This window comes from Polynucleobacter sp. MWH-Creno-3A4 (assembly GCF_018881885.1).
Taxonomy (GTDB): domain Bacteria; phylum Pseudomonadota; class Gammaproteobacteria; order Burkholderiales; family Burkholderiaceae; genus Polynucleobacter.
The window spans coordinates 1,169,856-1,182,781 of record NZ_JACXSA010000001.1 but is presented as its reverse complement, the minus strand read 5'-3'; the positions used below and the strand labels follow the sequence as shown (position 1 = coordinate 1,182,781).

The 12,926-nt window shown below is 46.9% G+C and carries 8 protein-coding genes; 2 read left to right on the top strand and 6 right to left on the bottom strand.

Features of this window, described 5'->3' with window-relative positions; translation table 11 throughout:
* The 3 genes from pyrH to rpsB form a co-directional block, all read right to left on the bottom strand.
* On the bottom strand, nucleotides 1–711 hold the full coding sequence (pyrH, locus tag IEN92_RS06045; protein ID WP_215375770.1) for a UMP kinase: 711 nt from the start codon (nucleotides 709–711) through the stop codon (nucleotides 1–3).
* Nucleotides 712–897: 186 nt separating this feature from the next.
* Nucleotides 898–1,782: a translation elongation factor Ts gene (gene tsf / locus IEN92_RS06040; RefSeq protein WP_215375767.1), complete on the bottom strand. Its 885-nt coding sequence runs from the start codon at nucleotides 1,780–1,782 to the stop codon at nucleotides 898–900.
* Entirely contained in the window at nucleotides 1,782–2,531 is a 750-nt protein-coding gene (gene rpsB, locus IEN92_RS06035; RefSeq protein WP_071467757.1) for a 30S ribosomal protein S2, read from the bottom strand. The genes tsf and rpsB overlap by 1 nt, the downstream gene beginning before the upstream one ends.
* A 268-nt stretch (nucleotides 2,532–2,799) precedes the next feature.
* On the opposite strand from rpsB, the gene map reads away from it, so the two are divergent.
* Nucleotides 2,800–3,636 (top strand): type I methionyl aminopeptidase, encoded by an 837-nt coding sequence (gene map / locus IEN92_RS06030; RefSeq protein ID WP_216161573.1) that lies wholly within the window; start codon nucleotides 2,800–2,802, stop codon nucleotides 3,634–3,636.
* 4 nt (nucleotides 3,637–3,640) lie between these two features.
* A complete protein-coding gene (locus IEN92_RS06025; RefSeq protein ID WP_216161570.1) occupies nucleotides 3,641–6,229 on the top strand; it encodes a [protein-PII] uridylyltransferase in 2,589 nt (862 codons plus the stop codon).
* A gap of 5 nt (nucleotides 6,230–6,234) precedes the next feature.
* Here IEN92_RS06025 and ligA read toward each other — a convergent pair whose 3' ends face one another.
* Genes ligA through smc form a run of 3 tightly spaced genes read right to left on the bottom strand, consistent with a single transcriptional unit; the run spans nucleotide 6,235 to nucleotide 12,848 of the window.
* Nucleotides 6,235–8,250, bottom strand: coding sequence for an NAD-dependent DNA ligase LigA (ligA, locus tag IEN92_RS06020; RefSeq protein ID WP_216161567.1), 2,016 nt, complete (start codon nucleotides 8,248–8,250; stop codon nucleotides 6,235–6,237).
* Nucleotides 8,251–8,258: 8 nt separating this feature from the next.
* On the bottom strand, nucleotides 8,259–9,326 hold the full coding sequence (locus IEN92_RS06015; RefSeq protein ID WP_370623878.1) for a cell division protein ZipA C-terminal FtsZ-binding domain-containing protein: 1,068 nt from the start codon (nucleotides 9,324–9,326) through the stop codon (nucleotides 8,259–8,261).
* Complete coding sequence (gene smc / locus IEN92_RS06010) at nucleotides 9,327–12,848, bottom strand: chromosome segregation protein SMC (RefSeq protein WP_216161566.1); 3,522 nt, start codon at nucleotides 12,846–12,848, stop codon at nucleotides 9,327–9,329.
* Between the last annotated feature and the right edge of the window lie 78 nt (nucleotides 12,849–12,926).

The window sequence follows — 12,926 nt, the reverse complement described above, 5'->3', positions numbered from 1 at the left end:
TTAAACGTGCACCAAAGTACCTTCAGGCTCACCTTGCACTACGCGCATCAATGCACCAGGCTTGAGAATTGAAAATACTTTGATTGGTAATTTGCGGTCACGGCAAAGAGCAAAGGCTGTGGCATCCATGACCTGTAAGTTTTTAATTAATGCTTCATCAAATGTGATGGTCTTGTATAAAGTGGCAGTTGGATCCTTCACTGGATCTGCACTATAGATACCATCAACCTTGGTTGCTTTGAGCATCACCTCTACGCCCATCTCTGCACCACGCAAGGCAGCTGCGGTATCGGTTGTAAAGAATGGGTTACCAGTTCCCGCAGCAAAGATCACTACCTTGCCTTCACCCATTGCCCGAATTGCACGTGGGCGGATGTAGGGCTCAACCACTTGATCCATTCTGAGAGCGGATTGCACGCGTGCCTCTACCCCTTTTTGACGCAAAGCATCTTGCAAGGCAAGTGAGTTCATCATGGTTGCTAACATTCCCATGTAGTCAGCAGTAGCGCGATCCATCCCTGCAGCACCACCAGCAACACCGCGGAATATATTTCCACCGCCAATAACGATGGCAAGCTCTACGCCACTATTGACCACTTGGGCGATCTCAGCAACCATGGCATCGATCGTGACCGGATTAATACCAAAAGAATCATCGCCCATCAGGGCTTCACCGGATAATTTAAGGAGAACGCGTTTATAGGCTGGCATGTTTTTAGTTTTCCGTAATTTGCCAAGTATTTTGCGTACTTAGCTTATTGATCTTTAAGCACTTTTTAATATCTTGGGCAAATTATAAAGGGCTCTTGGGGGATCAAAGAAAAGGGCATAAAAACTCCCGTTTCTATGCCCTTTTGAGTACTGCTGACTTACTGGGGCAAGCCCCAAGCCAGGGTATTACGCTGTTGCTTTAGAGGCGGCGGCAACTTGGGCAGCTACTTCAGCTGCAAAGTCGTCTTGACGCTTCTCAATGCCCTCGCCCACAACAAACATCGTGAAACCCTTGACGTTTGTATTGGCAGCTTTGAGCATTTGCTCAACAGTTTGCTTGTCGTTCTTGACGAAGGTCTGATTCAGCAAGGAAACCTCTTTGAGGTACTTCTGAATGGAGCCTTCAACCATTTTTTCAACGATTTCTGGTGGTTTGCCAGATTCAGCAGCTTTTTGCACAGCAACGCTACGCTCAATCGCAATCGATTCAGCAGGAACATCGGCTGTAGACAAAGCTACTGGCTTCATCGCAGCAATATGCATTGCCACATCTTTTGCTGCAGTCTCGTCACCTTCATACTCAACCATCACACCAATACGGGTGCCATGGAGATATGAAACCAACTTATTGCTACCAGCAAAACGCTTGAAGCGACGTGGCATGATGTTCTCGCCGATTTTACCGATCAATGCGCTACGAACCTCATCAACCGTTTGACCATTCAAGGGCAATGCTAGTAAAGCAGCAACGTCAGCCGGATTCTTTTCAGCGATTAACTTTGCACACTCATTTGTAAATGCCAAGAAATCATCGTTCTTAGAAACGAAGTCAGTCTCGCAGTTCACCTCAAGCAATGCACCGGTAGTGCCGTTAATAGAGGAAGCAACAATACCTTCAGCAGTCACACGAGATGCTGCTTTACCAGCCTTGCTACCGAGCTTTACACGCAGAATTTCTTCTGCACGAGCCATATCACCATCAGCCTCAGTCAAAGCTTTTTTACACTCCATCATCGGAGCATCAGTTTTGGCGCGTAACTCGCCAACCATTGCAGCGGTAATAGCGGCCATTATTCAGCTTTCCCTTCTTCAACAAACTCTTCTTCGCCTTCTTTAACAGCGGTCAAGATTTCTTGTACAGAATTTGCTTTGCCTTCTAGGATTGCATCAGCAATACCGCGCGCATAGAGGGTTACAGCCTTGCTGGAGTCATCATTTCCAGGGATGATGTAATCAACACCTTCTGGTGAGTGGTTAGTATCTACCACCGCGATCACTGGAATACCAAGCTTGTTAGCTTCGGTAATAGCAATCTTATGGTAGCCAACGTCCACTACGAAAATGGCGTCAGGAACACCGTTCAAATCTTTGATACCACCAAGCGCTTTTTGCAATTTGTCGAGATCGCGATCATTCGTCAAAGCTTCTTTCTTAGAAAGCTTTTCCCAGTCGCCAGCTTCTTTGGCAACTTCCATATCCTTCAAACGCTTGAGGGAACCTTTAACAGTTTTGAAATTGGTGAGCGTACCACCCAACCAACGGCTGTCGATATAAGGCATGCCTGCACGAGCAGCTTCTTCAGCAATAATCTCGCGTGATTGACGCTTAGTACCAACGAATAAAATCGTGCCACGATTAGCAGCAACTTGTTTTGCAAATTTCAGGGCGTCCTGAAACATTGGCAAAGTTTTTTCCAAGTTGATGATGTGGATTTTGTTGCGATGACCGAAAATAAATGGGGCCATCTTTGGGGACCAGAAGCGCGTTTGGTGACCAAAATGGCAACCGGCTTCCAGCATTTGACGCATGGTTACTGACATAACTTCTCCTAAGGGTTGGTTCTAAAGTTGAGTCCTAGCTGCGCTAAAAAGCGCCACCCTGGAAGGCTCAACTTGCGATTTCAAGTCCAAAATTAGACCCGAGACCAAAATTATAGCTTAAATATCAAGGATCTAGCTAGTCCAACCCTGGCGACAAATGAGTCTGCAGCCTACTCAACCCTGTTTAATGCCCTAAAAAAGGGATGGGTGCCTATTTTTTAAGCAATTTCAATCTGCTGAATTTATCCAAGTCGTTGATAATCAAGGCATGAATAGTGTATTTACAGCAGAAAAAGACATTCTTGGGATGCGCGAAGCTGGCCGCTTAGCTAGTGAAGTTCTCGATCATGTGGCACCACACGTGAAGGCTGGCATTACTACCGGCGAACTAGATCGCATTTGTCATGAATACATGCGTGATGTCCAGAAGACGATTCCCGCGCCGCTCAATTATCAGCCCCCAGGCTATCCACCCTTCCCAGCATCGATCTGCACCTCAGTGAACGATGTCATTTGTCATGGTATCCCGGGAGATAAAGTTTTGAAGAGTGGTGACGTGGTTAATTTGGATATCACTGTCATTACCCCTGATGGTTACTACGGTGATACCAGTCGAATGTTTATGGTGGGTGAAGCTTCAGTCATGGCGAAGCGCCTCACGCAAATTACTTTTGAATGTATGTGGCTTGGCATAGCTCAAGTAAAACCTGGCGCATCACTTGGTGACATTGGTCACGTCATTCAAACGCATGCAGAAAATGCTGGTTACTCTGTAGTCCGCGAATATTGTGGCCACGGTATTGGCAAAGTGTTTCATCAAGATCCACAAATTCTGCACTACGGCAAACCGGGTACTGGCGAAAAATTGGTTGCCGGCATGACATTCACCATCGAGCCGATGATCAATGCTGGTAAACGAGATATTCGTACCATGCCGGATCAGTGGACTGTTAAAACCAAAGACCGTAGTCTCTCGGCGCAATGGGAACACACTCTTTTGGTGACCCAAAATGGTGTTGAAGTACTCACTTGGTCGGAGGGTAGCAATCCTCCACCCGACTGTGTCAAAGGGCTCACTTTTAGACCCTCTCTAGCCAGCGCTTAAATCCATGGGCAATTCTCAGCAGATTACCGATGCAGCAAGCCTGCGTGCTGCTCGAGAAATCGCCTATACCCAGTTTCGAGAAACACAAGCTGTTGGCAAACTGACCAAACAGCTTTGCAAACTCAGCGATCAATTGCTAATCCATTTATGGAATAGCGTTGGCCTCAATACCGAAGCATCCCTCATAGCCGTTGGTGGTTTTGGTAGGGGCGCCTTATTTCCATACTCCGATATTGATATCTTGATTCTGCTTCCAGCAGATGAGAAAAAATCTGCTGCGCTCTCTAAACAGGTTGAGCAGTTTGTCGCAAGTTGTTGGGACACGGGCTTAGAGATTGGCTCATCCGTGAGAACTGTGGGTGAATGCATCTCTGAATCTGAGCAAGACATTACTGTTCGTACCTCATTACTTGAGTCACGCCTGTTGTGCGGAAATAAATCCCTCTTCAATGAATTTGTGAGCGCTTTTGAATCCGCAATGGATCCCAAAGCATTTTTTCAAGCAAAGCTCGCAGAACAAATTCAGCGTCACTATAAGTACCAAAATACGCCCTACTCACTTGAGCCTAATTGCAAAGAGAGCCCCGGCGGCTTGCGCGACCTTCAGGTGATCTCTTGGGTAAGTAAAGCCGCGCTACTCGGGAATACCTTCAAAGACCTCAATCAAGCAGGCCTTATTACTCAACGCGAATTAACCGAACTGAATCGCAATCAACGCTTCTTGGAAACCTTACGAGCAAATCTGCATTTGTTGGCTGGGCGTAGACAGGATGTTTTAGCTTTTGACTTACAAACTTCTCTAGCAAAAGTTATGGGGATTGAATCTGAGTCTTCGCGTCAAGCCAGTGAAGCCATCATGCGACGCTATTACTGGGCTGCAAAAGCGGTAAATCAATTAAATGATGTTCTATTGCAGAACATTGAAGCGCTGCTCTTCCCACAAGAATCCAAAACAACCCACTCCATTCCAGGCGAAGGCAACGAGCACTTTATTGAGAGGCAGGGTGTCTTGGATATTACAGATCCGCAGCTCTATCAAAAACACCCCGAACAAATTCTGCGAACATTTTTGGTTTTTGCCCAAGCCTCAAATGTAAAAAGTCTCTCTGCGACGATTTTCAGAGCTCTCTATAACGCCCGCCAGAAAATGGGTAGTCAGTGGCGTAAAGATCCGGCCAACCGGGCGCTCTTTATGGAGCTCCTAAAGCAACCCGAAGGCGTTAGTCGCGCATTCCAGCTCATGAATCGCAGCAGCGTCTTAGGTAGATACCTCCCAGCATTTAGAAGAATCGTCGGACAAATGCAGCATGATCTCTTTCACATCTATACCGTTGATCAACATATCTTGATGGTGCTGCGCAATGTAAGACGCTTCATGGTGGTTGAGCACACGCATGAGTTTCCATTTTGCAGCAGCCTCATTGCCCATTTTGAAAAACCGTGGCTACTGGTTATTGCCGCGCTGTTTCATGACATTGCTAAGGGTCGCGGGGGTGATCACTCGCAACTAGGCAAAGCCGACATGCGCAAGTTTGCTAAAGAGCATGGCCTAGATAAAAAAGATACTGAGCTATTGGTATGGTTAGTGGCCGAGCATCTCAACATGAGTCAAGTAGCGCAGAAACAAGATATTACCGATCCTGATGTTGTGAAGGCATTTGCAAAGAAGATGGGGGATGAGCGCCATCTCACCGCCCTTTACTTATTAACGGTGGCTGATGTTCGTGGCACCAGCCATAAAGTTTGGAACGCCTGGAAAGGCAAACTATTGGAAGACCTCTACCGTGCCACCCTCAGAGTGCTTGGCGGTGCCAAGCCGGATGCCTTCTCCGAGTTAGCACATCATCAAGAAGAATCTAGATCCAAATTGCGCCTCTATGGCATTAATGATGATTCCTATCAGGATTTTTGGAAGCAATTGGATGTGGCTTTTTTCTTGAGACAAGATTCTTCTGATATTGCGTGGCTTACTCGCCATCTCTATAACAAAGTGAATAGTGAGCAACCGATTGTGCGCGCCCGCCTTTCACCCATTGGTGAAGGTCTTCAGGTGGCAGTCTATGTCAAAGACCAAGAAGATCTCTTTGCGCGAATCTGCGCCTATTTTGAAAGACATGGTTTCTCGATTTGGGATGCACGCATTCATACAACGCGCCATGGCTACGCTTTAGATAGTTTCCAAATCTCTGGCAGTAATTTGGTTGATGAGGGTGGCAGCTATCGTGATCTCATTCAACTAGTGGAGTTTGAATTAACGCAAGCTTTAAGTAAGAGTGAGCCTCTGCCAAACCCCAGTATGGGTCGATTGTCTAGACAATCCCGCACCTTTCCGATTCAGCCCCGAGTACATATGGTCCCCGATGACCGCGGTAGGTACTACACGCTAGCGTTATCTGCAAGCGACCGTACTGGCTTGCTTTACACCATTTCAAGAGTCCTAGCTAAACATCAGGTATCTATTCACACTGCCAGAATTAATACGCTGGGAGAGCGAGTTGAAGATATCTTGCTGCTGGATGCTGCCAATCTTGGCAAGAACCCCAAACTCCAAATTCAATTAGAAACAGAGTTGCTCGAAGCCTTGGGGGCTTAATAGAATTACTTCAGCAGCTCCAGCATCGCCACTTCATCAATTACCGGAACACCCAATTCTTTAGCTTTTGTGAGTTTGCTACCAGCATCAGCTCCAGCAACAACATAGTCCGTTTTCTTTGAGACTGAACCAGCAACCTTAGCTCCAGCCTTTTCTAGCAGATCTTTAGCTTCATCTCTAGTCATCGTTGGGAAGGTGCCAGTAAGAACAAAAGTTTTGCCTGCCACTGCCGCGCTAATGACTTTTTCTTCCACAGCAAGTTGCATTCCTGATGCAAGCAGTTGTTCAATGACCTCTCGGTTATGAGCCTCTTGCATAAAGCTGGTGATCGAGTCAGCAACAACCGGGCCCACATCTTTTACTGTGAGTAGGTCTTCGAGACTTGCATCCATCAAGGCGTGCATCGACTGATAGTGATTTGCCAAATCTTTGGCTGTCGTCTCACCAACATGACGAATACCCAATGCAAAGATAAATCTGGCTAGGGTGGTATTTCTGGATTGATTAATTGCCTGGATCAAATTATCAGCCGACTTTTCGCCCATACGCTCTAGGTTGGCTAAAGCTGTGAAGCCTAATTTATAGAGATCTGCTGGAGTTCTAACTAAATTATGATCGACCAATTGATCGACAATTTTCTCACCTAGACCTTCGATATCCAGCGCTCTTCTATGGGCGAAATGGATTAAGGCTTGTTTGCGCTGCGCACCACAAAATAAACCACCACTACAGCGCGCTACTGCCTCATCCGCCAGTCGCTCAATATGGGAATCACATACTGGACAGTTTGTGGGCATTACAAATTCCGTTGCATCAGCTGGACGACGATCCTTAATCACTGAAACCACTTCAGGAATCACATCCCCAGCCCTACGCACGGATACGGTATCACCAATTCTGACATCTTTGCGCTTCACTTCGTCTTCATTGTGAAGTGTGGCATTAGTAACCGTCACACCACCCACTTCAACTGGGGCCAATCGAGCGACCGGAGTAATTGCTCCTGTACGCCCTACTTGCACATCAATTCCCAGAACAGTGGTGAGCGCTTCTTGCGCTGGATATTTGTGTGCCAATGCAAATCGCGGAGCTCTTGATACAAAGCCAAGCTTGGCTTGCTCTGCAAATGAGTTGACTTTATAAACTACGCCATCAATGTCATAGGGGAGAGAATCGCGTTTGGCGCCAATTTCGTTATAGAAGGCAAGAATCTCTTCTACTGAGTGCAGCACTCTGCGCTCAGAACATACTGGCAAGCCTAATTCCACATAAGCGTTCAGTAATTCTTCATGGGTTTTGGGTAGCCATGACTGAGGCTCTAGTGCGCCTAGGCCATATGCAAAGAAAGATAGCGGTCTTTTTGCAGTAATTTTGGAATCCAACTGACGCAAACTACCTGCTGCAGCATTGCGAGGATTGGCAAATTCTTTCTCGCCCAATTCAGCTGCCTGTCGATTCATTTTCTCGAAGTCTTTGAGATACATAAAGACTTCGCCACGCACTTCAAGTACTTTCGGAATATTCTTGCCTGTGAGCTTAAGTGGGATGGCCCGAATCGTTTTAATGTTGGCAGTGACATCCTCACCGCTGGCGCCATCGCCTCGTGTTGCTGCAGTGACTAAGGAGCCATTTTCATAACGCAAGGAGATGGCTAAGCCATCAAACTTTAGTTCGCCTGCATAAGCGACGTGATCGAGATGCAAACCTTCTCTACAGCGACGATCAAAGGCAATCAACTCAGCCTCTTCAAAAGCATTATTGAGCGAGAGCATCGGCACTTCATGAGTCACTGAATCAAACTCTTTTAATGCGGCACCCCCAACTCTTTGTGAAAGAGACTCTGGTGTAACCCACTCTGGATGAGTAGCCTCAATCTCTAACAGCTCGCGATAGAGTCGATCGTATTCAATATCAGGTAGTAAAGGATTATCGAGAACGTAGTAAGCATGTTCTAAGCGGGCTAGCTCTTCCTGCAAGAATGCGTAACGCCCCGCTAAATTTGTCGGACTATTGGTCGACAAGGTAATTCCTAGCTAAAGAGTCTACTAGCTGCTGAAGATCCAGCCGGAACGCCGGACTTCTCAAGATTGGCATAGAGCACATCGAGATGCTGACGAATACTCATGACCGCAGCTTCACTTAAATTAATACCGTTGTCATCAACCAAGCGGCCATGGGCAGCCTGGGAAATTTCAAAGCCTTCGCCTAACATTCTTTCAAAGGCGCGCTCATCTTGCGACACCAAGGGAACTTCTAGTAATAAGGTTAACTGCGAGACTGGCTTGTTTGGATCCAAGTCCGCACTATTAAAGATCATAGCGCCATTACTATAGAACTCGTATTGCCTGCCATTGCGAGCTAATTTAAATCCACGTTGACGCATGAGAGCATCGAAATTGCCCCATGGGCAAGGCTCATCGAACTGCACATTAATACTCAATTGAATATCACTGTCTGCCGCCATCACATCAAGCTCTTTAGCACTCTCAAGCATCGCATTCACACTTGGCATATCTATTTGAGAGCCTAGGGTATCAGCAAGCGCCTGGGCACGAGAACAAAAATCAGATAACTCCAAGACGCCAATAGCGCCACGACGGCTCGCTAACTGAATCGCAAGCTGCAACTCTGAATAAGAAGCTTCAGGCTTAAGTGCTTCCCAGTCTTCTGCAGCATCTTGGTCTGCGTTTAATCCTTCACATATCCATCTAGCATTATTTTGCCCTTGTAAATCAGACCAATCATCCAGTTCAGCCAAAATCTCTGCGCCAGCAATAGCTTCGTCGAAACGCAGTGTGATCACGCAATCAATTCGAGGATCAATAGTAAAAGCTACTGATTCAAGAGCTACTGGCGCAGGAATACTGAAGCTTGGTTCAGCCCGCTCTACATTGGGATCTGCAAAACCAGAAGCAAAACTGGGCTCACGACCAAAGCGATCATCAATTAACTGATCTTGCTCTCTTGCTTTGCGACGTGCGCGGGCGTATTTAAAATTCAGAGCCGCTACTAATATCAAAAGGAGTAGTCCAATTGCAGCCAAAGCGAATTGCAAATCAGACAAGCCCAGCATCGTCATGATTTGTTCTACGTACACTTAGGCGGCCTCCACCATCGATACAGCAGATGCGATATCTACTGCCACAATTCTGGAAACACCCTGCTCTTGCATGGTGACACCAATCAGTTGATGGGCAATTTCCATAGTGATCTTGTTATGTGAGATAAACAAAAACTGTGTCTTATCTGACATTTTGGCTACTAGCTGAGCATAGCGCAAGGTATTTGCATCATCCAATGGCGCATCCACCTCATCAAGTAAGCAGAATGGGGCTGGATTCAAAAGGAAGAGCGAGAAGACCAGCGCAATCGCAGTCAAGGCTTTCTCACCACCTGAGAGCAAGTAGATTGAGCTATTTTTCTTACCAGGAGGTTGCGCCATGACTTGCACGCCTGAATCCAAAATCTCTTCGCCTGTCATTACTAATTCAGCATGACCACCGCCAAATAATTCAGGGAAGAGTTTTCCGAAATGACTATTAACCTGATCAAAGGTTCCTTGCAGCAAATCACGTGTCTCAGCATCAATCTTCGCAATCGCGTCAGTCAACGTTTGCATTGCTTCATTTAAGTCAGCGGATTGCGCATCTAAGAACTGTTTACGCTCACGTGAGCTTGCCAACTCATCAAGCGCAGCCATATTGACTGGCCCTAGTGACTGAATCTCAGTATTGAGACGATTCACTTCAGTTTGCAAAGCCCCTACTTTTAGATCAGCGCTAAAACTCGCCTCGAGGGCAGTTAAGTCAGCCTCTGCGTCTGCTAGCAAGGTTGCAAATTGCTCAAAGTTCAAACGTGCAGCTTGTTCACGCAATTGCAAATCCACTACTTTGTCACGCATAGGTTGTAAGCCACGTTCAATCTGCATCCGAGCTTCATCAGCCTCACGCAACTGATGCAACAAAGCATCTTGTTCCGTGCGCGCATTAGCGAGAGCCGCTTCACGTGCACTGCGTGCTAACAATAAACCTTGTAATTTATCTTGTGCCTCTTCGTCACTCAAACTTGCTAGCTCTTGGGTAGCTAAGTCATGCTTATCTTGGATCTCCATGATCTGAGTACGAGCCGTACTTTGATCACGTTGTAAGTCTGCAATCCGTTGCTGCAAGGAGCGGGTAGCAAACGCCGCTTCTTGGGCAGCCATTTCTGCTACGCGTAGCGATTCACGTAAACGATCGCGCTCGTGTGTAGAGTTCTCAAGCTTTGCTTGAGCAGCTTGCAGGCTTTCTTGGAGACCTTGCTTAGATTCTTCTGCTTGGGTCAAGTCTGAAGCTGATTGCTCTTGATTTGCACTGGTTTGAGTCATTTGCTGACGCAACTCAAGCAACTCATTCTGAATTTGTGCAGCACGTTGACTGTACTGCTCTTCCGCCTGAGTCAACTGCATTCTTTCCACTTCAAAGCCATGCGCCTCTTGAACAGCATGCTCTGCATTTATACGTGCTTGCTCAGCAGCCTGATGTGCAGCCTGGTAATTTGCTACGCACTGATCTAACTCGCCCTTGAGCTCGCTTTGCATGAGTTGTTGTGCGCGCAATTGCTTTTCGAGACTCTCCATCTCTTGAGCACGAGCCAACATACCCGCTTGCTCAGAATCAGCAGCATACAGCTGGACGCTCACGCGACTTACTAAATGGCCTTGTTGGGTTACAAAGGCACCACCAGCAGGTAATTTTTCACGGCGATGCAGAGCATCTTCGAGGCTGCTCGATATATAGATATTGTCTAACCATTCTTGCAGCACAGAGGTCAAGCGTGCAGGGCCTGCACTTTGTACGCGAGTGAGTAATGGTGTGAAATCTGCCGGCACTGCCGTATGTGCAGGAGTAATGTCTTCAGTAAGCAAAATTGCCAAACGGCTCGGAGGAGCATCATTTGCCAAGTCCAAAGTTTCTTGAACACTTTTTGCAGTCACTGCAGCCAAACGCTCACGTAATACAGATTCTAAGGCGGCTTCCCAGCCACTCTCTACTTTGAGCTCTTGCCAGAGACGCTTGCTTTCCTTGAGGCCCTTACTTTCTAGCCAAGGACCAATCTTGCCTTGCGCTTGTACGCTTGCCTGTAAGGCCGTTAGGGCCGTGAGCTTTGCCTCAGTTTGGGCCAATTCTTGGTTTGCAATCTGAATTTGTTGTTGAGCCGCGTTTCGCGCCTCATCTGCTGCTGGTACACGTAGCTGGGTTTCACCAGCACGCTGCTTTGCCTCATCTACTTTACGCGCAGCCATTGCCTGACGATCAATTGCCATTTGCAGGGCCTGAGCATCGGGTCTACGCATACCCTCTAATTCACTGGTAAGACGGGTCTCGCGACCCTTCAATTCATCTGCTTGTGCGGACATGGCGCGCATACGCTCGCCCAAACTTGCAAGGCGCTGCTCAATTGTAGCCAAAGCATCACGCGCGCTATTGAGTTCACGTGCAGATGTTTGATAGGCCTCTTCAAGGCTTGGCATTTTTTCTTGCAAGCCGCTTAAATCAGCTAATAAGCTTTGCTCTTTATCAGCTGCTATTGATAACTCATGTTCAGTTGTGCGTTGCGCTTGAGCAGCATCTGTTTCTTGCACGGTCCAGCGTTGTAATTGCGCCTGTAAATCTTGTGTCTGCTGTTGCAAACGCTGACGCGCCTCTTGAACATAATGAATCTGAGATTCAACCTGACTCACATCGGAGTTCGTTTGATACAAATCACCTTGTGCTTGGGAAACTTTATCTTGCAGAGCGTACTGTTGGGTACGCATAGTTTCTAGCTCAGCTTCGGCATGGCGCAATTTAGCAGTTTGCTCTTCTAAATTCACTTGTGTATCGCGAATGCCATTAGCATGGCGCTCCTGCTCTTTACCGGCTTCAGTCTGACGAACGAACCACAACAGCTGTTGTTGCGATTTCATTTGGGCAGAAAGTTCAGCATGGCGCTCAGCAACGGTAGCTTGCTTCTCCAAGCGTGTTAACTGTTGATCTAGCTCTCGCAAGATATCTTCAACACGAGTTAAGTTTTCTACAGTGTCTTCTAAACGTGAAGCAGTTTCTTTGCGACGCTCTTTATATTTGGAAACACCAGCAGCCTCCTCCAAGAAGACACGCAACTCTTCTGGCTTCGATTCCAAGATACGATTGATCGTGCCTTGGCCAATAATGGCATAACCCCTAGGACCCATACCAGTGCCCAAGAAAATATCTTGAATATCTTTACGACGTACAACTTGGTTATTGACGTAGTAACTAGAATTACCATCACGCGTTAATACACGTTTGATGCCTAATTCTGTAAAAGCACTCCACTGACCCTGTGCGCGTCCTTCTGTGTTATCAAAAATGAGTTCTACGCTAGCTCGACCAGAAGGCTTGCGCAAACCAGAGCCATTAAAAATGACATCCTGCATTGATTCACCGCGTAATTCACTTGCGCGCGACTCACCCAAAACCCAACGAACAGCATCAATAATGTTCGACTTTCCGCAACCGTTAGGGCCTACAACACCAATTAATTGGCCAGGCATTTCAAAATGGGTTGGGTCAACAAAAGACTTAAAGCCGGAAAGTTTGATGGATTTCAGTTGCACGGCGTATTTTCAGGAGGAAAGGAGGGTTAAATAAAGGGGTCAAAATTCACACTAAAGTGGGAAGATGATAGCAAGCTT

Excerpts from the sequence above, each read along its gene's own strand:
- pyrH (WP_215375770.1), bottom strand. The coding sequence starts at position 711 with ATGCCAGCCTATAAACGCGTTCTCCTTAAATTATCCGGTGAAGCCCTG.
- IEN92_RS06025 (WP_216161570.1), top strand. The coding sequence starts at position 3,641 with ATGGGCAATTCTCAGCAGATTACCGATGCAGCAAGCCTGCGTGCTGCT.
- tsf (WP_215375767.1), bottom strand. The coding sequence starts at position 1,782 with ATGGCCGCTATTACCGCTGCAATGGTTGGCGAGTTACGCGCCAAAACT.
- rpsB (WP_071467757.1), bottom strand. The coding sequence starts at position 2,531 with ATGTCAGTAACCATGCGTCAAATGCTGGAAGCCGGTTGCCATTTTGGT.
- map (WP_216161573.1), top strand. The coding sequence starts at position 2,800 with ATGAATAGTGTATTTACAGCAGAAAAAGACATTCTTGGGATGCGCGAA.